15 protein-coding genes and 1 tRNA gene are annotated in these 20122 nt (G+C 72.9%); 12 read left to right on the top strand and 4 right to left on the bottom strand.

Annotated elements, in window-relative coordinates:
* Positions 1-13 precede the first annotated feature (13 nt).
* Positions 14-1918, bottom strand: a complete 1905-nt coding sequence (locus ACOOHE_RS13690; RefSeq protein ID WP_420454646.1) for a 2-oxoacid:acceptor oxidoreductase subunit alpha — start codon at positions 1916-1918, stop codon at positions 14-16.
* A gap of 233 nt (positions 1919-2151) precedes the next feature.
* On the opposite strand from ACOOHE_RS13690, the gene ACOOHE_RS13685 reads away from it, so the two are divergent.
* Positions 2152-2934, top strand: coding sequence for a BtpA/SgcQ family protein (locus tag ACOOHE_RS13685; RefSeq protein WP_420454645.1), 783 nt, complete (start codon positions 2152-2154; stop codon positions 2932-2934).
* A 4-nt stretch (positions 2935-2938) separates the two neighbouring features.
* Entirely contained in the window at positions 2939-3322 is a 384-nt protein-coding gene (gene apaG / locus ACOOHE_RS13680; RefSeq protein WP_420454644.1) for a Co2+/Mg2+ efflux protein ApaG, read from the top strand.
* A 32-nt stretch (positions 3323-3354) separates the two neighbouring features.
* On the opposite strand, the gene ACOOHE_RS13675 is transcribed toward apaG, so the two are convergent.
* Positions 3355-3618, bottom strand: a complete 264-nt coding sequence (locus ACOOHE_RS13675) for a hypothetical protein (RefSeq protein WP_420454643.1) — start codon at positions 3616-3618, stop codon at positions 3355-3357.
* 179 nt (positions 3619-3797) lie between these two features.
* Between ACOOHE_RS13675 and thyA the strand changes: the two genes are divergently transcribed.
* From thyA to ACOOHE_RS13660, 3 genes are all read left to right on the top strand, one after another.
* A complete protein-coding gene (gene thyA, locus ACOOHE_RS13670) occupies positions 3798-4724 on the top strand; it encodes a thymidylate synthase (RefSeq protein ID WP_420454642.1) in 927 nt (308 codons plus the stop codon).
* A gap of 191 nt (positions 4725-4915) precedes the next feature.
* Positions 4916-5482 (top strand): dihydrofolate reductase, encoded by a 567-nt coding sequence (locus ACOOHE_RS13665; protein ID WP_420454641.1) that lies wholly within the window; start codon positions 4916-4918, stop codon positions 5480-5482.
* Between the two features lie 188 nt (positions 5483-5670).
* A tRNA-Pro gene (locus ACOOHE_RS13660) sits at positions 5671-5744 on the top strand.
* 170 nt (positions 5745-5914) lie between these two features.
* Here the strand turns inward: ACOOHE_RS13660 and ACOOHE_RS13655 are convergent.
* Positions 5915-7777, bottom strand: a complete 1863-nt coding sequence (locus ACOOHE_RS13655; protein ID WP_420454640.1) for an AMP-dependent synthetase/ligase — start codon at positions 7775-7777, stop codon at positions 5915-5917.
* A 240-nt stretch (positions 7778-8017) separates the two neighbouring features.
* Entirely contained in the window at positions 8018-12571 is a 4554-nt protein-coding gene (locus ACOOHE_RS13650) for a Calx-beta domain-containing protein (protein WP_420454639.1), read from the bottom strand.
* A gap of 222 nt (positions 12572-12793) precedes the next feature.
* Between ACOOHE_RS13650 and ACOOHE_RS13645 the strand changes: the two genes are divergently transcribed.
* The 7 genes from ACOOHE_RS13645 (at position 12794) to ACOOHE_RS13615 (ending at position 20096) form a co-directional block, all read left to right on the top strand.
* Complete coding sequence (locus tag ACOOHE_RS13645) at positions 12794-15529, top strand: valine--tRNA ligase (RefSeq protein ID WP_420454638.1); 2736 nt, start codon at positions 12794-12796, stop codon at positions 15527-15529.
* Between the two features lie 347 nt (positions 15530-15876).
* Positions 15877-16371, top strand: coding sequence for a DUF6174 domain-containing protein (locus ACOOHE_RS13640; RefSeq protein WP_420454637.1), 495 nt, complete (start codon positions 15877-15879; stop codon positions 16369-16371).
* Position 16372: 1 nt separating this feature from the next.
* Positions 16373-16819, top strand: coding sequence for a DUF6174 domain-containing protein (locus tag ACOOHE_RS13635; RefSeq protein WP_420454636.1), 447 nt, complete (start codon positions 16373-16375; stop codon positions 16817-16819).
* Positions 16820-17012: 193 nt separating this feature from the next.
* Positions 17013-17333: an FxLYD domain-containing protein gene (locus ACOOHE_RS13630; RefSeq protein ID WP_420454635.1), complete on the top strand. Its 321-nt coding sequence runs from the start codon at positions 17013-17015 to the stop codon at positions 17331-17333.
* Positions 17334-17565: 232 nt separating this feature from the next.
* Positions 17566-18717, top strand: a complete 1152-nt coding sequence (locus tag ACOOHE_RS13625; RefSeq protein WP_420454634.1) for a 3-oxoacyl-[acyl-carrier-protein] synthase III C-terminal domain-containing protein — start codon at positions 17566-17568, stop codon at positions 18715-18717.
* A gap of 83 nt (positions 18718-18800) precedes the next feature.
* A complete protein-coding gene (ubiG, locus tag ACOOHE_RS13620) occupies positions 18801-19538 on the top strand; it encodes a bifunctional 2-polyprenyl-6-hydroxyphenol methylase/3-demethylubiquinol 3-O-methyltransferase UbiG (protein WP_420454633.1) in 738 nt (245 codons plus the stop codon).
* A gap of 63 nt (positions 19539-19601) precedes the next feature.
* On the top strand, positions 19602-20096 hold the full coding sequence (locus ACOOHE_RS13615; protein WP_420454632.1) for a hypothetical protein: 495 nt from the start codon (positions 19602-19604) through the stop codon (positions 20094-20096).
* Positions 20097-20122: the final 26 nt, after the last annotated feature.

Genomic DNA, 20122 nt, shown 5'->3' with positions numbered 1-20122 from the left:
CCTTCACATCCGTTCAGGATGACACGGTGTGGGAGGGAGGTGCGGCCAGTTCGACGATGCTCGCCTCGACCTCTCTAGCTGAGAAGGGGAGGCCCTGGACCTTCGACAGGCCGACGGCGTCCACCAAGAAACGGTCGCGCAGGACGTGGACGAGCTGGCCGCCGTTGAGCTCGGGCACAAGCACGCGGCGGTACCGACCGATGGCCTCGTCCAGACCCGGCGGCAACGGGTTGAGCCACCGGAGGTGGGCGTGGCCGACGCGGAGCCCGCGCGCCGTCGCGCTCTCGACCGCCTTCTTGATGGCCCCGTACGTCGAGCCCCAGCCGACGACCAGCACGTCGCCGTCGCCGTCGTCGGCGGGGTCGCCCTCGACCTGGACGGGCCCAAAGGCGTCGGCGATCCGGGCCACCTTCTCGGCCCGCGTCTCGGTCATCCGCTGGTGGTTCTCGGGGTCGTAGCTCACGCCGCCGGTCCGCGCGTCCTTTTCGAGCCCGCCGATCCGGTGCTCGAGCCCGGCCGTGCCCGGCCGTGCCCACCCACGCGCCAGCGTGTGCTCGTCGCGGACGTAGGGCAAGAACGCGCCGTCCTCGTTCAACGCCGCCGTGTCAGGCGTAGCGAAGGCGACCGAGATGTCCGGGAGCGCGTCGACGTCGGGGAGCTTCCAGGGCTCCGAGCCGTTGCCGAGGTAGCCGTCGGAGAGGACGATGACGGGTGTCATGTACTGGAGCGCGATCCGGGCGGCGTGGAAGGCGGCGAGGAAACACTCGCCCGGCGTCTTGGGCGCGATGACCGGCGTCGGCGTGTCGCCGTTGCGGCCGTAGATCGCCATCAGCAAGTCGCTCTGCTCGGTCTTGGTCGGCATCCCCGTGCTCGGCCCGGCCCGCTGGACGTCGATGACCACGAGCGGGAGCTCGACCATCGTCGCGAGCCCCAGGAACTCGCCCTTGAGCGCCATCCCCGGGCCCGAGGTCGCCGTCACGCCCAACGCCCCGCCGAAGCTGGCCCCGATGGCGCTCCCGACGGCGGCGATCTCGTCCTCGGCCTGGAACGTCTTGACGCCGTACGCCTTGTACTTCGCGAGGGCGTGGAGGAGGTCCGAGGCCGGCGTGATCGGGTACGTCCCGTAGAACACGTCGAGCCCGGACTTGACGCCGGCGGCGACGAGCCCGAGCGCCAGCGCCTCGTTGCCCTTGATGGCGCGGTACGTCCCCGGCGGCAGGTCGGCCGGGGCGATCTCGTAGCGGGCGACGAAGCTCTCCGAGATGTCGCCGTAGTGGTAGCCCGTGTCGAGCGCGCGGAGGTTGGCGTCGCGGATCTCGGGGACCCGGGCGAACTTGCTCCGGATCCAGGCCCGCGCGGGCTCGATGGGCCGGGTGTACATCCACAACGCCAGGCCCAGCGCGAACATGTTCTTGGCCCGGTCGATCTCCTGCTTGCTGAGGCCGGTCCCGTCGAGCGCTTGGTGCGTCAGCTTGGTCAGCTCGACGTCGTGGCGCTCGTAGCTGTCGAGCGTCCCGTCTTCGAGCGGGTTCGCGTCGTAGCCGGCCAGCGAGAGGTCGCGAGCCGAGAAGCTGTCGGCGTTGACGAGCACGGCCCCGCCGGTCCGCACCCGGGCCAGGTTGACCTTGAGCGCGGCCGGGTTCATGGCCACCAGCAGGTCCACCTCGTCGCCGGGCGTGTGGACGGCGCCGGACCCGAAGTGGAGCTGGAAGCCGGAGACGCCGTAGAGCGTCCCGGCCGGCGCGCGGATCTCGGCCGGGAAGTCCGGCAGCGTCGACAAGTCGTTGCGGGCGTGGGCCGTCGCCAGCGTGAACTGGCTGCCCGTCAGCTGCATCCCGTCGCCGGAGTCCCCGGCGAACAGGACCACGACGTCGTCGAGGGCGAGGGTGGGGGTGGCCGGGGCGGGGGCGTCGGGCATGGCGGACCGTACGCGCGCGGGCGGGCCGTGATTCGGGAGACGTGCTGCCCGAGCGGCCCTGGCGACCTCGAACGCGGGGTTCGCGCCCTTTTAACCCGTCCGCCTCGGACGCCGGCGCGGCGGAGGGGATAGGGGGATTCGCGGGGCGGGGGTGGGGGTATTCACGGAACAGCGGGGGGGCGGAGGCCCATTCAACGACTCCACGACCGGCGCGGGCTCGCGCGCACCCCTCCATGTCCGACCTCGTCCGCGACCTGTTCCCCCGTCCGAAGCCGGTGGTCGCGGTGATCCACGCGGGGCCGTCGCCGGGCGTGCCGGGGGCCGGGTCCGTCCGGTCGGCCGTCGACCGGGCCGTCGCCGAGACGCGGCTCCTCGTCGAGCTCGGCGTCGACGGGCTCTTGGTCGAGAACGCCCACGACGCGCCGGCGCTGCGAGAGGACGAGACGGGGCCCGAGGTCGTCGCCTACATGACGCACGTGGCCGTGGCCGTCCGCCGGAACGCCGGCCGGCTGCCCGTCGGCGTCCGGGTGCTCCACGCGGACCGGGCCGCGCTGGCGGTCGCCGTCGGGGCCCACTGCCAGTTCGTCCGCGTCGACGGGTGGGCCCAGGAGCACGCCGCCGCGGCGCGCTTCCACCGCTACCGCGAGGGGCTCGGCGCCGGGTCGATCCCGGTCCTGGCCGACCTCCGCCCGCCCGGCCCCGACGACGTCCCGGCGCTCGTGGCCGCCGTCGAGGCCGCCCGGCCGGACGCGCTCGTCGTGCTCGGCCCGTCCGTCGGCACCCCGTCCGCGCCCGGCGTCGTCGACGCCGTGCGTGCCGAGGCCTCGCTCCCGCTGTTCTGCGGCGGCGGCCTCGACGGCTACAACCTGCTCGACTACGTCGACGCGGCCGACGGCTTCCTGGTCGGGAGCGGGCTCAAGGAGGACGGCCGGTGGCAGGCCCCGGTCTGCGAGCCCGAGGTCCGCCGGCTCATCGGCGCCGTCGAGTACGCGCGGGGCCAGGAGGTCCGCCAGTAGCCCGATGGTCTCGTACGACGCCACCACCGAGACCGTCCGCGTCACCGTCCGCCCGGCGTACCTCGACGGCAAGTCCGACGCGCTCGCGCGCCAGTTCGTCTTCGCCTACTTCGTCCGGATCGAGAACCAGGGGCCGGGCGAGGTCCAGCTCCTGCGCCGCCAGTGGACCATCACCGACGCCGACGGCCACGTCCAGCGCGTCGAGGGGGCCGGCGTCGTCGGGCGCCAGCCGGTCCTGGCGGCGGGTGAGGCCCACGAGTACCACTCGGTCTGCGTCCTGCCCACGTTCGAGGGGACGATGGAGGGGACCTACCTCATGCAGCGCGAGGGCGGCGCCCGGTTCCACGCTCGGATCCCACGGTTCCACCTGGTCGCGCTGGCGAACTGAGGGGCTCGGTCGACGGCGGGCCCCTCGGCGACTCACCCCGCCTGGATGTGGATGAGGGTCCCGTCTTGCGTGGTCACCAACATCTCCGAGCCGTCGTCGCTGAGGCGGTAGCTCTCGATGGCGTCGGGGAACACCTCGGGCGGCGTGCCCATGTGGAAGAGCGCGTCGGCCACGACGCCCCAGTCCTCGGGCGTGAGCGCGACGGTCGCTTGGCCCCCGTCGGCGACGTAGGGGTAGTACGCCAGCACCTTGTTGAGGTGGTTGATCGCTTGCTTGACGTGGAGGCCGGGGTCCATGGGGGTGAGGGATGAGGGATGAGGGGAGGGCCCTGAGCTTCGAAAAGTTCCACCGGCTCGCGCCCGCCGTGGACGGAATGTGGAGACCCCGCCGTCGGATGGCTGGCGCAGGCTGGCGGGAGAGGCCATCTTTCCGCCTTCCGCCTTCCGCCTTCCGCCTTCCGCCTTCCGCCTTCCGCATGACTGACGCCCCGCCCGGTACGACGACCGCCGCCGAAGAGGCCTACCTCGGCGTCGTCGAGCGCGTGCTCGCGACCGGCGTCCGCAAGACGAACCGGACGGGGACCGACACCCTTGCCTCGTTCGCCGAGCACTACAGCGTCGACCTCGCCCAGGGCTACCCGCTGCTGACGACCAAGAAGGTGTTCTTCGGCTCGATGCTCCGGGAGGTCCTGTGGTACCTCTCCGGGGCCGACCACATCCGCGAGCTCCGCCGGCACACCCGGATCTGGGACGCCTGGGCCGACGACGACGGCGACCTCCAGACGGCCTACGGGCGGTTCTGGCGCCGCTTCCCGGTCCCCGAGCCCGGCGTCGCCCTGGGCGGCGAGGTCTGGGTCGAGGCCGGCCACCCCCGCGTCCGCCGCGAGGCCGACGGGTCGCTCTCGTTCGACCAGCTCGGTTACGTCCTGGACACGTTGCGGACGGACCCGATGAGCCGCCGGCTCGTCGTCAGCGCGTGGCACCCGGCGAACGCGGCCGTCAGCCGGTTGCCGCCGTGCCACTACACGTTCGCCTTCCAGGTCACGCCGGCCGACGACGGGCCCGACCTCCTCAACTGCCACCTCACCCAGCGCTCGGCGGACCTCGCGCTCGGCGTCCCGTTCAACCTCGCCTGCTACGCGCTGCTGACGCAGGTGCTCGCCGACGCCGCCGGCCTGCGCCCCGGGCGGTTCGCCCACACGCTCGTCGACGCCCACGTCTACGTCGACCACGTCGACGGCTTGCGCGAGCAGCTCGCGCGGACGCCCGCGCCGGCCCCGCGCCTCCGCATCGGCCGCCACCCCGACGGACGCCCCAAGGACCCCGACGAGCTGGCGTTCGACGACTTCCACCTGGAGGCCTACGACCCCCAGGCTGCCATCCGCTTCCCGGTCGCCGTGTAGGGCTCGCTGGCGCTCGCGGGGAATGGCCAATGGGAACGGGGAACGGGCAGAGGGGGGCAGCGTGGACGCTCCGTGGGCATCTCGGCGGCCCGTCGGTGGTGCGAGTGGCCGGCGACGGACATCTTTCCAGTCCCCAGTCCCCAGTCCCCAGTCCCCAGTCCCCAGTCCCCAGTCCCCAGTCCCCAGTCCCCATGCCCGAAGTCGTTGTCGTCGCCGCGGTCGCGGAGGCCCCCGGGAGCCCGGCCGACCGCCTCATCGGGGACGGGATGGACCTCCCGTGGCACCTCCCGGCCGACCTCCGGCGGTTCAAAGCGCTCACGACTGGCTGGCCCCTCGTCATGGGGCGGCGGACGTTCGAGAGCCTGCTCCACCAGTTCGGCGGGCCGCTCCCGAACCGCGAGAACGTGGTCCTGACCCGGCACCCGTCGTCGGTCGACCACCCCGGCATCCACGTCTACGGCGGGCTCGAGGAGGCCGTCCGCGCGTTCGCCGACCGCGAGCGCCTGTTCATCGGCGGCGGCGCGGGCGTCTACGGCTCGGTCCTCGACCCCGACGGCGCGGTCCAGGCCGACCGGCTTGAGCTGACGTTCGTCGAAGGGGAGTTCGAGGGCGACACGTACTTCCCGCCGTACCGCCACCTGCTCGCCGAGAACGGCGGCCCGTTCCACCTCGACGCCAGCAAACGGCATCCGGCCGAGGGCGACCGGCCCGCCTTCCGGTTCGACACGTACGTCCGTGACCCGACGCTGGGGCGATAAGACAAAATGCCGGGCCTCACGCTCGGCACAGCTCCCCCTCCAGGCCCGTTTCCACCTTTCGGCCCCGGTCGCCGACCCATTTCTAAAGCGCCCTCGCCCCTGGCAGGGTTCGTGCGCGCTTCACCAGGGGGGGCGGTCGGCGCGGCGCGGCGCGTGCGTATCATGGCGTCCGTCGGTTCTGCCGACCTCGGGATGTAGCGCAGCCCGGTAGCGCGCCTCGTTCGGGACGAGGAGGTCGTGGGTTCGAATCCCGCCATCCCGACCCCTAGCGGCCCTCTTGCTTCGGCGGGAGGGCCGCTTTGCGTTGTCGCAGGTGGCTCGCTACGTCCGCCGATCGCTCCGGTCCCTCGCTGGCGAGCTCGTCGCCGATGCGATCCGCCGTCTCCCCCACCAGGAGGGGGGCTGCGTAGGAGGGCTCCGGCTAGCGGGTCCTCACCCGTACATCGCCTCCACGAGCGCGGCGAACCGGGCTTCGATGGCCCGGCGCTTCGGCTTCAGCGTCGGCGTGAGCAGGTCGTTGTCGACGGTGAACGGCTCGGGCGCGAACCGGAACGCGCGGACCCGCTCGTGGCTCGCGGCCTCCCGGTTGTACGCCGCGAGCACGTCGTCGATCAGGGCGGTCGCCTGGGGCGCGTCGAGCAGCCCGTCGGGCACGGGCGCCGGTCCGCGTGCGGTCACCTCCTCGCGGAGCGCGTTGGTGTCGGGCACGACGAGCGCGGTCAGGAACGGCCGGCCCTCGCCGACGACCAGCACCTGGGCCACGAGCGGGCTCGTGGCGAGCGCGGCCTCGATGGGGCCGGGGTACACGTTCTTGCCGCCGGCCGTCACGATCATGTGCTTGATCCGGTCGGTGATCCGGAGGGAGCCCCCCTCGAACCGGCCGATGTCGCCGGTGCGGAACCAGCCGTCGGCGTCGAACGCCTGGGCCGTCTCGTCGGGGCGGTTCCAGTAGCCCGGCATCACGTTGGGGCCGCGCGCCAGGATCTCGCCCGGCCCCGTCGTCACGTCGAGGGGGTAGGCGTCGCCGGCGACCTCCGCCAGCAGCCGGCCCGTGTCGAGGGACCGGACGGCGAGCGTGACGCCGGGCATCACCCACCCGACGGTCCCGTAGACCGGCGCGTCGGTCGGGTTGGCGGCCAGGATGGGCGCCGTCTCGCTCAGCCCGTACCCCTCGATGAGCGGGATGCCGGCGGCGGCGAAGAACGCCCCGATCTCCGGGGGCAGCGCGGCCCCGCCGCTGATGGCGAACCGGATCCGCCCGCCCAGCTTCTCGTGGAGCGCCGAGAACACCAGCCGCTGCGCGAGCGCGTGCTGGGCCCGGAGGGGCGGCCCCACCGTCCGCCCGGCCGCTTGGCGCGCGGCCACGGCCGTCCCCACGCCGACGGCCCACGCGAACAGCCCCCGCTTGACCGCCGAGCCCTCGGCGACCGACCGCCGGATCGCGTCGTACATCCGCTCGAACAGCCGGGGGACCGACACCATCACCGTCGGGCGGACCTCGGGGAGGTTCTTCGCGACGGCGTCGATCGACTCGGCGTAGACGATCTGGGCGCCGGCCGCGAGCAGCGTCGTGTAGCCGGCCGTCCGCTCGAAGGCGTGGCTGAGCGGCAGGAACGAGAGGTGGACGTCGGTCTCGCCCACGTCGATCCGGTCGAGCGCGGCCTGGGCGTTCGACATCAGGTTCCGGTGCGTCATCATCACGCCCTTCGGGTCGCCCGTGGTGCCGGACGTGTAGATGAGCGCCGAGAGGTCGTCGGGCCTGACGACGTCGGGGTCGAGCGGGAGGTCGTGGCGGGCGCCCTCGGCGAGCGCGTCGGCCCAGGTCGTGACGGGGGTCTCGGGGCGGGCCTTGCGCGGCTCGGCCATCGACACGACGGCCACGACGTCGGGGCACGAGTCGGTCGCCCGGTCGGCCTTGCGGAGCTGCAAGCCGGTCGAGACGACGAGCACGCGGGCCCCGCTGTCCCTCACCACGTACGCGACCTGGCTGGCCGGCGTCGTCGTGTAGAGGGCGACCGTGACGGCGCCGAGCACCTGGGCGGCGAGGTCGGCGACGGCCCACTCGGGCCGGTTCTCGCTCAGGATCGCGACCCGGTCCCCCTTGCGGACGCCCCGGGCGTGCAGGAACCCGGCGAGCGCGCGGACCTGGGCGTGGAGGTCGTCCCAGGTGACGTCGGCCCACGCCTTGGTGGTCTTGTCTTTGTAGCCGAGCGCGGCCTTGCCGGTCCCGGCGTAGTGGGCCGCCAGCCGGGCGACGAGCTGGGGCGCGGTCTCGAACGGGACGACGGCGGGCATGGCGAGGGCGGCGGACCGGCGCAAGCCTACGCACGACCGCGCCGTTGGCCGCCGTCCCTTCGGTCACCGGGCGGACGAGCGGCGGGCGACGAACCCGGCGCCGAGCGTGTCCCGGTTCGTGGCCTCGCCCGTTGATGTGATTCCCGGCCCGGCGCCCCGGGCGAGCGGGAGGTCCGAACGGCGCGCGGCCCCCGCCCGGAGAGGACGGAGGCCGCGCGAGTCGGGATCAGGCTGAGGTCGCTAGCGGGCGACGGTGAGGCGCCGGGCCTCCCGGACCGTCTCGCCGGCCACGTGCACCACGTAGACGCCGGGGGCCAGCCCGGTCGCGTCGAGCGCGACCCGGAGCGGGGCGCCCGGGGCCGCGGGCCCGTCGAACGGCACGAGGACCACCCGGCCGACCGCGTCGAAAACCGTGACCCGGAGGGCCTGGGCCTCCGTCACCTCGACCTCGACCGTGACCGCTCCGGCCGACGGGTTCGGGTACGGGCGCCCGACGCGGTCGACGAGCGACGGGCCGTGGCCCGAGGCCACCGCGACCTCGCGGCCGACGCGGAGGGCGAACCGACCGGTGAGGTCCTCTTCGGGCCCGACCTCGAACCGGTAGGCGTCGACGGTGTCGAGCGCGACCTCGGCGTCGCCGTCGAGGAGGACGACCTCGAAGCGGTCGTCGTCGGGACCGCCCACGGGGCGCGTGAGGGCGAGCGTGTAGAGCCCGGGCCCGCCGACGGCAACCGAGAGCGGGACGGTGACCGTGCTCTCGAAGACGACCGACGCGGTGGCGAGCGCGAGCGCGCCCTCGGCGCCGCCCGGCACCGTCAGCTGGGCGTCGCGGGCGGCGACGTCTTGGAGGTCGTACCAATCGGGGGGCTCGGCGAGCCCGCGCGTCTGCCCGTCGTCCGAGCGGAGCCGGACGACGGCGCGGTCGCCGACGTGGGACCGGCCCGGCGAGCCGAGCGCCAGGCACACGACGCCCGCGTCGCCCGGGGCCCGGCCGCAGGCGTCGGCGCGGAGGCCCGTCGCCGGGAGCGCGCCGTCGGCCTCGTCCGGGTCGAGCGTCACGCGGACGTCGGCGGGGTCGCCCGAGGGGTCGACTTCGACCAGGACCGTGGCGTACGGCGGCAGCACGGCCTCGCCCGCGGCCAGCGCCGACAGCGACACCGGGACGAGGGCGCCCGTGGCCGGGTCGAGCACCAGGACGACGTCGGCGAGCGTGCCGCCCTCGACCCGGAGCCGGGCCAGGTCGACCGGCGCGCCGGCCGGGTTCGACACGGCCACGCGGACGCGGCCCGTCTCGGCGTCGGCGCCGCCGACGAACGTGACCGGGCCGTCCGGGGCCGAGCCCGTCAGCGTCAGCGCGTCGCCGGTGGCGCCCTCGACGTAGACGGCCTGGCCGGCGTCGAGGACCAGGGCCGGGTCGGGCACGACGAGCGCGCCCCCAGCCGCGTCGACGACGTAGACCGTCGGGGCGGGCTCGCCGCCCAAGGCCGCGGCGAGCTCGGCCACGGTCAGCCCCCCGACGGGGACCCCGAAGAGCCGGGCGCCGACGGCGCTGGGGCTCGTGGTGGCCGGGACCGTCGCGACGTCCGTGCCGTCGTTGCCGTCGTTGTCCTGGACGATGAGCGCGAACGAGTCGTCCGAGGAAGAGACCCCGTCGGGCGCGTTGCCGGTCGGCTCGGAGAGGGCGAACACGAACACCTCGACGCCCTCGCGGAGCCGGTCGTCGGTAATCGGGATCTCGACGACGACCTCGTCCTGCTGATCGTTGCCCCACGGGAGGTCGACGCGCTTCTCGGTGAACCCGCCGAGGTCGGCGGGGCTGCCCGAGAGGAGCGACACGAGGACCGACGCCGGAGCGGCGAGGTCGCCGTGGACCTGGAGGACGACCTCGACCGTCCCGGCGTTCTCGGTCGCCGGCTGGTGGTTCGTCGCGAACGAGACGAGCGCCCCGGTCCTCCCGACCGAGAGCGTGGCCGTGGCCGGCGTGCCGGGGTCGAGGAAGGTGGCGCCCTGGAGCGCGAACGTGAACGTCTCGTCGTCGTCGGCCACCCCGTCCTCCGTGATGGGGACGGCGACGGTCGCCGTGGTGGCGCCGGCGGCGAACGGGACGGTCTCCGACGTGAACCCGCCGAGGTCGGCCGGGTCGCCGCTCGTAAGCGCGACGGTGACCGACTCGTCGCCGAGCGCGGGGCTCGACAAGGTCACGACGAGCTGGACCGTCTGGCCCTCCTCGGCCGACAGTGTGGACTGGGCGAAGGCGGCCTCGGCGTTGGACCGCGCCACGGTCAGCGTGAACGTCTGCTCGCCGTCGGGGTCGAGGACCGCGCCGGACACGTCGAACGCGAAGGTCTCGGCCGCCTCGGCGCGGCGGTCGGTGGTGACCGGGACGTCGAGCGTGGCGACGCCGCCGGTGAACGTGACCGTCGCCGACGTGAACCCGCCGAGGTCGGCCGAGGTGCCCGTCGAGGACGCCCCGTCGAGCGTGACGACGGCCGTGTCGCCGTCGTCGGCGACCGCCGACGTCAGGGTGATCGTCGCCGTGCCGCCCTCGGCCGCGGAGCCGGTGGCGGCGGCGAAGGCGACCCCGGCGCCGGACGCGCTGACGGTGAGGTCGAACGTGTCGGGGTCGCCGAGGTCGAGGTGGACCGCGTTGGCGAGCGCGAAGCGGAGGAGCTCGTCGCCCTCGGCCCGGCCGTCCTGGACGGCGTCGAGCGTGGCCGAGGCCGTCGTCGCGCCGGCGGCGAACGCGAGTGCCACGGTCGTCTCGTCGACGTCGGCGGCGCTCCCCGTCGTCGGGGCGCTCGGGGCGAACACGAGGTCGACCGACTCGTCGCCGACGGCGGCGTCGGTCAGGGTGACGGTGACGGTGACCGAGCCGCCCTCGTCGACCGTGGCCGAGACGACCGTGCCGGAGCTCGTCTGTCCGGCGCCGGCCGTGAGGGCGCCCGTGGCGAGCGACGCGGCGACGTCGAGGTCGGTCGTGGTCTGGCCCGCCGGCACCACGCCCGCCGACGGGTCCTGGAACGAGAACGTGAGCGTCTCGGCTCCCTCGCGGAGCCCGTCGTCGGCGACGGTGAACGAGGCCGAGCCGGTCGAGGCGCCGGCCCCGAAGGAGATCGTCTGGACGGCGTAGGCGTCGAGGTCCGCCGCCGCGCCGCCCGTCAGGGCGACCTCGACGGACAGGCCGCCGGCCGGCGCCGCGCTCGAGAGCGTGGCCGCGAGCGCGACCGTGTCGCCCTCCGATGCGGTCGCCGAGGCCGCGTCGAACGAGACGCCCCGCACGACGGCGGCGTCGACGGCCGGCGCCTCGTTCTGCCCGCTGTCCGTCGTCACGGTGACGGCGGCGAGCCTCGCCGTGCCGGCCGAGGCCGGGGTCACGTCGACGGTCACGGTGCAGACCTGACCCGGCCCGACGCTCCCGCCGGACGCGCTCAGCGTCTGCCCGCTGACGCCGGCCGCGCCGCCGCACGTCGAGACGACGTTGGCAGGCGCGTCGACCGGGAGGCTCGCGGGCAAGGCCGTCGAGAACTCGATGCCGGTCGCCGTGACCCCCCGGCCCGTGTTGTCGATGGTGACCGTGACCGTGGCCGGCTGGCCCTCGACGGCCGGCGTCGGCGCCAGGCTCTGGGAGAAGGCCGGGAGCGGGTCCCCGATGGTCAGCGTGAACCGCTGCCCGACGGCGTAGCTGTCGGCGAACGACCCGGTCGCCGCCGTGATCTCGAACACGACCGTCTCGCCGTCGTCGGGGAGGTTGTCGTCGGTCGTGCGGATCGGGAGCGCGGCGATGTTGTGGCCGTCGACGATCGAGACGGCCTGCGACGTGAACCCGTCGACGTCGGCCGAGCCGCCCGTCCCGCCGGTGACGGCGACGGTGACCGAGCCCGCGCCGGTCCCGTCGGTCCGGAAGAGGAGCCGGACCGTCTCGCCCTCGACGGCCGAGTCGGCCCCGTCGACGTTGTCGCCCGGGTCGCTGACGGTGCCGTTGAGGTCCGCGAACTCGGCCCCGGCCACCTGGTTGACGTCGGCCGTGATGAACGAGTCGAACCCGAAGTACTCCGAGCTCGGGCCGTCGGCGCTCGTCAGCGTCGTGATGTCGACGCGCTCGTAGCGGGTGGCCTGGTCGGTGAACCCGAAGAACAGGATGCCGCCGGACGGCGCCGAGATGCCGTCGACGACGCGGGTGGCCGTCGGCGTCGTCGCGCCGACGGGGTAGAGGTCGAGCCGGACCTTCTGGGTGGAGCCCTCGCCGATGTCGGTCCCGTAGAACCCGAAGGCCGAGACGGGCTCGTTGAAGGTCACCTTGATGTTGCCCTCGGTCGAGGCGAGAAACTGAGTCCCGAGCGCGGGGAACGTCCCGTATTTGCGGTCGCTCCGGATCGAGTACTGGGTGCCGGTCCCCTGGAACGTCCCGCCGATGGTCTCACTCGTCTCGGGGCTGTTGCCCGAGCCCTGGAACGAGACGGGGACCGTGGCGAGGTACCCGCTGCCGTCGCCGGTGTTGTTCGCCGTGAACGTCGGGGACTCGAACGACTCGACGCCGACCGAGGGCAGGCGGATGCGGCCGTCGAAGGCGGCCCGGGCCGCCGCGGCGTCGCCGCCGGCGATGGCCGCCTGGATCTGGGACTCCGTCGCGGGCGAACTGTCGCTCCCGCCGATGGGGCTCGACGGCTTGTCCTGGCCGAAGTAGAACTGGAGCGTGCTGGACTGGGCGTGGGCCGGCGTGCTGGCGGCTCCGAAGAGGCCGACCGCCACGATGAGGGTGAGGAGGAACTGTACGGGGTGCTGTACGACGGACATGAGGGCTGCGCTGGTGGAGATAGCGGCCGGGAAGCACGAGGCAACAGGACCGCCATCGGTATCGGGCAAGGGTCGGCCCGGTTAAGGGCCGTTTGGGGTCGACGTGCCGAGCTGGCCCAGATCGGCCGAGAGGCGGGCTGGAGGCCCACGCTTCACCGGCTCTCCCCGGGGCCCTCGCTAGCTTCGGCGGCTCACCCGGGCCGCCTCCGGCCGAGCACGACGATGGAGATCCCCCGCGACCGCGGCGCCCAGCCCGCGATCCCCGAGACGCCCGCCCCGGCCTCTGCCGACGGCCCCTACGAGCCCGAGGCCGTCGAGGCCACCTGGTACCGCTACTGGGAAGACGGCGGCTTCTTCCACGCCGAACCCGACGCCGTGCTGGAGGGCGGCAAAAAGCCGTTCGTCATCCCGATGCCGCCGCCGAACGTGACCGGGCGGCTCCACATGGGCCACGCGCTCCAGGACACAGTCCAGGACCTCCTCGTCCGATTCAAGCGGATGCAGGGGTTTGAGGCGCTGTGGATCCCGGGCATGGACCACGCCGGCATCGCGACCCAAAACGTGGTCGAGCGCCAGCTCAAGAAGGACGGGGTCCGCCGCAAGGAGATCGGGCGCGAGGCGTTCCTGGAGCACGTCTGGGCGTGGAAGGAGGAGTACGGCGGGATCATCCTGCGCCAAAAACGCCGGCTGGGCGACTCGTGCGACTGGCGCTACGAGCGGTTCACGATGGACGAGGGGCTGTCGCGCGCGGTCCAGGAGGTGTTCGTCCGGCTCCACGAGCAGGGGCTCGTCTACCGCGGCGAGTACCTCGTCAACTGGGACCCCGACAACCAGACGGTGATCTCGAACGAGGAGGTCGACAACGTCGAGCGGCCCGGCCACCTGTGGACCGTCCGCTACCCCGTCGTCGACGCGGACGGGACCGAGACGGGCGAGCACGTCGACATCGCGACGACGCGGCCGGAGACCATCCCCGCCGACACGGCCGTCGCCGTCCACCCCGAGGACGAGCGGTTCCGACACTTGGTCGGCAAGACGGTGCGCGTCCCGGCGGTGGGCCGGATCGTCCCGATCATCGCCGACGAGACCATCAGGCTGGACTTCGGCACCGGGGCGCTCAAGGTGACGCCGGGCCACGACGAGACCGACTACGCCATCGGCCAGCGGCACGGGCTGGAGACGGTCTCGCTGATGAACCTCGACGGGACGCTCAACGAGCACGGCGGCCCGTACGCCGACATGGACCGGTTCGACGCCCGCAAGCGGATCGTGGCCGACCTGGAGGCGTCGGGCCAGCTCGTCAAGACCGAGGACTATCCGCACACGGTCCCGGTCTCGTCGCGGTCGAAGGCCGTCATCGAGCCGCTGCTGTCGCCGCAGTGGTACGTCGCGATGCAGCCCCTCGCGGACCGCGCGCTGGCGGTCGTCAACGACGGGACCATCACGTTCCACCCGGCCCGGTGGGCCAACGAGTACCGGCGCTGGCTCGAGGACATCCGCGACTGGCCCATCAGCCGCCAGCTCTGGTGGGGCCACCGGATCCCGGTCTGGTACCCCGTCGACCCAGCGACTGGCGAGCGCGACGAGGCGGGGTTCGTGGTCTCGGTCGACTCGCCCGGCCCAGGCTACGTCCAGGACGAGGACGTGCTCGACACGTGGTTCTCGTCGTGGCTGTGGCCGTTCGCGACGCTGGGCTGGCCCGAGAAGACGGACGCGCTCCGGGCGTTCTACCCGGGCTCCGTGCTCGTCTCCGGGTACGACATCCTGTTTTTCTGGATCGCCCGGATGATCATGGCCGGCACGCATTTTTTGGACGCGGTCCCGTACACCGACGTGTTCATCACGGGCATGATCAAGGACAAGCAGGGCCGGTGGATGTCGAAGTCGCTCGGCAACGGGATCGACCCGCTCGACATGATCGAGACCTACGGCGCCGACGCGGTCCGCTACACGCTCGCCGTCCTGTGCGCCCAGGGCCAGGACATCAAGTTGGACCCGGGCAAGTTCGAGGGCGGCCGGAACTTCGCCAACAAGCTCTGGAACGCCGCGAGGGTGTTCGGCCGGTTCGTCGCGCGCGACGACGCGGGGCGCCCGACGGAAGACCTCCGCCGCGAGCGGAGCTTCGACGAGCTGGAGCTGGCGGAGCGGTGGCTGCTCACGCGGCTCCGCGACACCGTCGAGGCCGTGACCGCCGCGCTCGACGCCTACCGCATCTCCGAAGCCGCGCACCTGGCCTACGACTTCGTCTGGCGCGACTTCTGCGATTGGTACCTCGAGGTGTCGAAGGCGCCGCACGGCGAGACGCCGTCGAAGGAAACGCTGGCGCTCTCGACCGAGGTGTTCGAGCAGATCCTCCAGCTGCTCCACCCGTTCATGCCGTTCGTGACCGAGGAGCTGTGGTGGACGGTGCGCCCCCGCCAGCCCGGCGACGCGCTCATCGCCGCCGACTGGCCGGCGCCCCCGGCGAGCGAGACCGACGCCGACGCCGCGGCCACGTTCGGGACGGTGCAAGACCTAGTGACGGCCGTCCGCCAGGTGCGGGCGCAGTACAACGTGCCGCCGTCCCAGGACGTCCGGGCCCTCGTCGTGGCCGGCGACGCGGCGACGGCCGCCGCGCTCAACGACGCCCGCGGGTACGTCGAGCGGCTAGCCGGCTTGTCGGACCTCACCCTCGGGGCCGACCTCCCGAAGCCGGCCGCTAGCGCGGCCGTCGTCGTCGGGGCCCACGTGGTCTACGTCCCGCTCGAAGGGATGATCGACCTCGACGTCGAGCGCCAGCGGCTGACGAAGGAGATCGAGGCCAAGCGCGGCTTCCTGGGCGGCGTCGAGAAGAAGCTCCAGAACCAGGCGTTCGTCTCGCGCGCGCCCGACGCGGTCGTGGCCAAGGAGCGCCAGAAGGCCGACGACGCCAAGGCCGAGATCGCCGCGCTCGAAGCCAACCTCGCGGACCTGGGGTAGCGGCGGACAGCCCGTGCCGGACCCCCGTCCGGTCGCCCGTTGAGTGGAGCGATGGGCGACCGGACGGTCCTCCTGAACTCAGGGGGACACCGCGAAGGGTCGGCGCAGCCAGCGTTCCGAGCTGGGAGCCCCACCCTTGTCGCCCTGACCGCGCAGCGAAGGCGCAGCCAACGAAGTGAAGGACTCAACGTGGGGTTCCAAGCCGTAGGAAGCGGTGCCGGAGGGGTCGGCATCGTGCTGAGACCCTTCGCTCTGCTCAGGATGACACGTAGGGGAGAATGCGCTCGCGCTGCGACGGACCAACCGGGCGCCGCGCTCGTTACTCGGCCCGTCCCCCCGCGCCCGTCATGGTCCGTCTCCTCCTCGCCGCCCTCCTGATCCCGCTCGCGGGGTGCCCGGCCCCGGCCACGGTCGAGGCGCCAGACGAGGGGTTCCCCGACGGCCCCGCCCTGGGCGGCGCGCCCGCCGAGCGCTCGCCCGACCTCGACGCGGCCCGCGCCCGCTGGGCCGATGCCGGCCTCGACGCCTACGCGATGACGCTCCAGCGGATCTGCTTCTGCCCGTCGCCCGACTACACCGGCCCGTTCGCCGTCGTCGTCCGCGACGGCGCCGTCGAGTCGGTCCGCCTGGACGGCGCGGCGGTCGACGACGAGCGGGGGGCGACGGTGGCCGACCTGTTCGACCTGATCGACGAGGCCTACGAGAAGGGCGCCGCGGCCGTCGACGTCACCTACGACCCGGAGATGGGCTACCCCACGAGCGTCGGGATCGACTACGACGCCAGGATGGCCGACGAGGAGATCGCCTACCGCGTCTCCGACCTCCGCCCCGCCGACCGCTGACGTGCGCGCGTTCCCCCTGGTCCTCCTCCTGGTCGCGGCCGGCTGCGACTCGGACTCGGTGGGCGGCGACGTCGACCTGAGCGCCGACGCCGAGGTGACGTCGGCCGAGGACCTGGCGCGGGCCCGGGCGGAGTGGGCCGACGCCGGGCCGGACCGCTACCGGATGAGCTACGAGGTCCTGTGCTTCTGCCCACCCAACACCGTCGAGGTCCTCGTCGAGGACGGGCGGGTGGTGGCGTCGAGCGCGACGAGCTACGAGACCGAGCCGTTGGGCGTGCTCGGGCTCTACGACGTGGCCCTCGACGCCTACGCCGCTGGCGCGGCCTCCGTCACCGTCCGCGTGACCGAGCGGGGGCCGCCGGTGCCCGTCCAGGTCTCCATCGACTACGACGAGGGCCTGGCGGACGAGGAGATCGGCTACCGCGTCGTCTCGTTCCGGGCCGAGTAGCCTGCCAGCCTGGCCGGCGACCACGCAGTCGGTAAAGGGTGGCCGAGGGCGGCCCGCGCCGCGCTCGTCGGTCGACCCGACGTGGGGCCGACCCGCGAGCCAGAGCGGTAGACCGCCCCCCGCCCATTCTTCGGCCGCCAGGCACCCTTCCCGTCTCGGAGCGTTCTTACGACCATCGCCCCCGGTCTCGCCCGTGCCCCGTCTCCTCCTGGCCGTCCTCGTCGTTGCCCTCGCCGCCTGCGGCGGAGAGACGTCCCAGATCGACGTCGCCGACCTCCGCCTCCAGCGGGAGGGGGGCGACTACCCGACGCTGACGGGCGTCGTCGTCAACCGGGGGGCCGAGGCCATCTCGTCGGCCGACGTGTTCGTGACGCTCTACGACGACCAGAACCGGGTGCTCGACGACGTGCTCGTCCAGGTCCGGCGGGTGGCCGCGGGCGACTCGTCCCGGTTCGAGCAGCAGCTCGACCTCCGAGCGAGCGCGGCGAAGCTCAAGTACGTCGGGGTAAACTAGTGGGTCTCCGAGCCATCTGCGGCGGGGGTGCTCGGCTGTGTTTCGTGATTCGGTTGCGTCTCCAGTTTGATCCACGCAACACCTGGGGTGAACCGGTGGGATCCTCCTGAATCGGCACTGCGAGCCGGAGCTGGCCGCCAGCGCAACGGCCCGTCAGGAAATCGCTGAGCGAGCTGGGGAGGGCGTGGCCGGTGGAACGTCGCGCGTTCGGGCCGGGTCTACCGCCCCCTCCATGAGCCCGCGCGCCTACCTCTCCGTCCGTCCGCTCGACTTCGGGTACGACCTCGACCAGCCGTCGGGCGTGGAGTGGATGAAGGGGGCCCTCCGCCGCGCGGCGGCCGAGGACGACACGATCGACGCGGACCGGGCGGCCCGCTACTACGACGTCGTCGCGCGGCGGTCGAGCATCGAGAGCCGGCGGTCGGCCATCGACGACTACCTCCACGATGACTGGGACCGGATGCGGCTCCACGCGCCGGGCGCCCGCGGCGACGGGGCGCCCGCGGCCTGGCACCACGCGACGCTCGACCGGCGGATGGAGCTGTTCGCCGAGACCGCCGAGGCCGTCGCCCGCGACGCCTTCGCCGCCGACGACGCCCCGCCCGACGTGGCCATGCAGGTGTCGTGCACCGGCTACGACAGCCCGAGCGCCGTCCAGAGGGCCCTCGCCGAGCGCGGGTGGGTCGACGAGGTCCGCGTGCTGAGCGTCGGCCACATGGGGTGCTACGCGGCGTTGCCGGCCGTGGCCACGGCCGCCGACGTGGTCGCGGCCCAAGCCTCGCGCAAACCGGGCGGCAACGCCCGCGCCGTGCTCGTCGATGTCGAGTTCTGCACGCTCCACCACTACCCGGCCACGACCGACCCCGAGCAGGTCGTCCAGCAGTGCCTGTTCGCCGACGGCGCCGTCCGGATCGACGTGACGGCCGGGCCCTACGGCGCGTCGTTCGCGCTCCTCGACCACGCCGAGGCCCTCGTCCCGGACACGCTCGGCGAGATGACGTGGCGGCCGGCCTCCGACGGGTTCCGGATGACGCTGAGCCGGGCCGTGCCCGACCACATCCGAAAAAACGTGGCCGGCGTGGTCGAGCGGTTCCTCGCCCGCCACGGCTTGGCCATCGCCGACGTCGACGTGTGGGCCATCCACCCCGGCGGCCCGCGCGTGATCGAGAGCACGGCCCAAGCCCTCGGCGTCGACGACGCCGTCAAGGCGACCCACAGCCACGCCGTCCTGCGCGAGCGCGGCAACATGTCGTCGACGACGCTCCCCCACATCTGGGACCGGATCGCCCGCGACGAGTCCGTCCCGGCGGGCGCGCTCGTCTGCTCGGTCGCCTTCGGACCGGGCCTGACCGTGGTCACGAACCTGATGCGGAAGGAGGGGTGAGCGGGTTTCACAGGTTTTGCAGGTTGAGCGGGTTCGGTCGACGAACCTGCCGGGCTCGCCAGACTCGTCCGACCCGCTGAACCTTGAAGACCGTCAACAACGACTTCTACGACGACCTCGGCGAGCGGTGGTTCGAGGACGACGGCCACGCGATCGCGCTGCTGCGGGCGGAGGGCCGGCTCAAGCTGGCGTACGCCCGCGAGGTGCTCGCGCGGCACGAGATCGGGCCCGGCGCCCGCGTGCTCGATGTGGCCTGCGGCGGCGGCCTGGTCGCGCTCCCGCTCGCCGAGCAAGGGTTCCGCGTGACTGGCGTCGACCTGTCCGAGCGCTCGTTGGAGGAGGCCCGCCGCCGCGTGCCGCCCGGCGCCGAGGCCACGTTCCGCGTCGGCGACGCGACCGCTCTCGACGCCGAGGACGGGGCCTACGATGCCGTGCTCCTGTTCGACATGCTGGAGCACGTCGAGGACCAGGTGGGCGTGATTGCCGAGGCGGCCCGGGTCGTCCGGCCCGGTGGCGTCGTCCTGTTCAACACGTTCAACCGGACGCCGCTGGCGTGGCTCGTGGCCGTCCAGGGGTTCCGGTTCGTCGTCCGGGAGGCGCCGAACCACATCCACGTCTGGCGCCTGTTCTTGCCGCCGTCGACGCTGGCCGAGTACGCGCGCGACGCCGGGCTCGAGGTCGAGGAGGTCTTGGGCGTCCGCCCTCGGCTCGACGGGGCGTTCTGGCGGTCGGTCCGGCGGCGCCGCGTCGATCCCGCGTTCGCGTTTACGACCACGCGGTCGCTCGCCGTCGGCTACATGGGGACGGCAGTTCGTCGGTAATCCCCACTTTCTGTGACCTCGACGCAGTGCTCGGCGGCCGGCTTTGCGAACTCTAGCCTCGTGATGCCTCGCTTTCTCATCCTTCTCGTGGTCCTCATTTCCGCTTGCGACACGATGGCTCCGGTCGTCCGCCAGCCTGTCCCGTTCGAGGTGCTGTCAAACTCAGGGGACCTGTTTGAGGCTCTCAGCGATGGCGAACTCGTGGCCCCGCTATCTGAAGCACTCAGGTCCGACGCGGAGCAGAAAAATCTCTTATCTGTCTATCCGAGGCGGACTTTCTATGTAGATGAAAGGAAAGTCGTCAGTCCTTTTCCCGAGATCGACTACTCCATTGAGACGGCACTCGTCCTGACCGAGGTCCCCGCCGCGAGCACCGTCACTCTCCGACTCGACTCGGTGATCGCTGAGGGAAACACGGCGACCGTCTACGCGACCAAAGTCGTCCCTTGCATCAACACGCGCGACCTCGTCAACAAAACGCTCGTCGCCACGATTCCGGGACCCGGTCGCCGCGTGGCGTTCGCAGCGAGGAGGCTGGAAAGGGGGGAGTGCCGCTAGGGCGTGTGGACAATCACCCAGATCGG

It is taken from the genome of Rubrivirga sp. (assembly GCF_965213695.1).
Lineage (GTDB): Bacteria > Bacteroidota > Rhodothermia > Rhodothermales > Rubricoccaceae > Rubrivirga.
Note: the sequence above shows the minus strand (reverse complement) of the source record. Positions and strands in the feature narration are given on the sequence as shown.

Coding starts and splice junctions, on each gene's coding strand:
- ACOOHE_RS13650 (WP_420454639.1), bottom strand. CDS start 12,571: ATGTCCGTCGTACAGCACCCCGTACAGTTCCTCCTCACCCTCATCGTG.
- ACOOHE_RS13665 (WP_420454641.1), top strand. CDS start 4,916: ATGCCCGAAGTCGTTGTCGTCGCCGCGGTCGCGGAGGCCCCCGGGAGC.
- ACOOHE_RS13685 (WP_420454645.1), top strand. CDS start 2,152: ATGTCCGACCTCGTCCGCGACCTGTTCCCCCGTCCGAAGCCGGTGGTC.
- ACOOHE_RS13655 (WP_420454640.1), bottom strand. CDS start 7,777: ATGCCCGCCGTCGTCCCGTTCGAGACCGCGCCCCAGCTCGTCGCCCGG.
- ACOOHE_RS13640 (WP_420454637.1), top strand. CDS start 15,877: ATGGTCCGTCTCCTCCTCGCCGCCCTCCTGATCCCGCTCGCGGGGTGC.
- ACOOHE_RS13615 (WP_420454632.1), top strand. CDS start 19,602: ATGCCTCGCTTTCTCATCCTTCTCGTGGTCCTCATTTCCGCTTGCGAC.
- ACOOHE_RS13675 (WP_420454643.1), bottom strand. CDS start 3,618: ATGGACCCCGGCCTCCACGTCAAGCAAGCGATCAACCACCTCAACAAG.
- ACOOHE_RS13645 (WP_420454638.1), top strand. CDS start 12,794: ATGGAGATCCCCCGCGACCGCGGCGCCCAGCCCGCGATCCCCGAGACG.
- apaG (WP_420454644.1), top strand. CDS start 2,939: ATGGTCTCGTACGACGCCACCACCGAGACCGTCCGCGTCACCGTCCGC.
- thyA (WP_420454642.1), top strand. CDS start 3,798: ATGACTGACGCCCCGCCCGGTACGACGACCGCCGCCGAAGAGGCCTAC.
- ACOOHE_RS13625 (WP_420454634.1), top strand. CDS start 17,566: ATGAGCCCGCGCGCCTACCTCTCCGTCCGTCCGCTCGACTTCGGGTAC.
- ACOOHE_RS13690 (WP_420454646.1), bottom strand. CDS start 1,918: ATGCCCGACGCCCCCGCCCCGGCCACCCCCACCCTCGCCCTCGACGAC.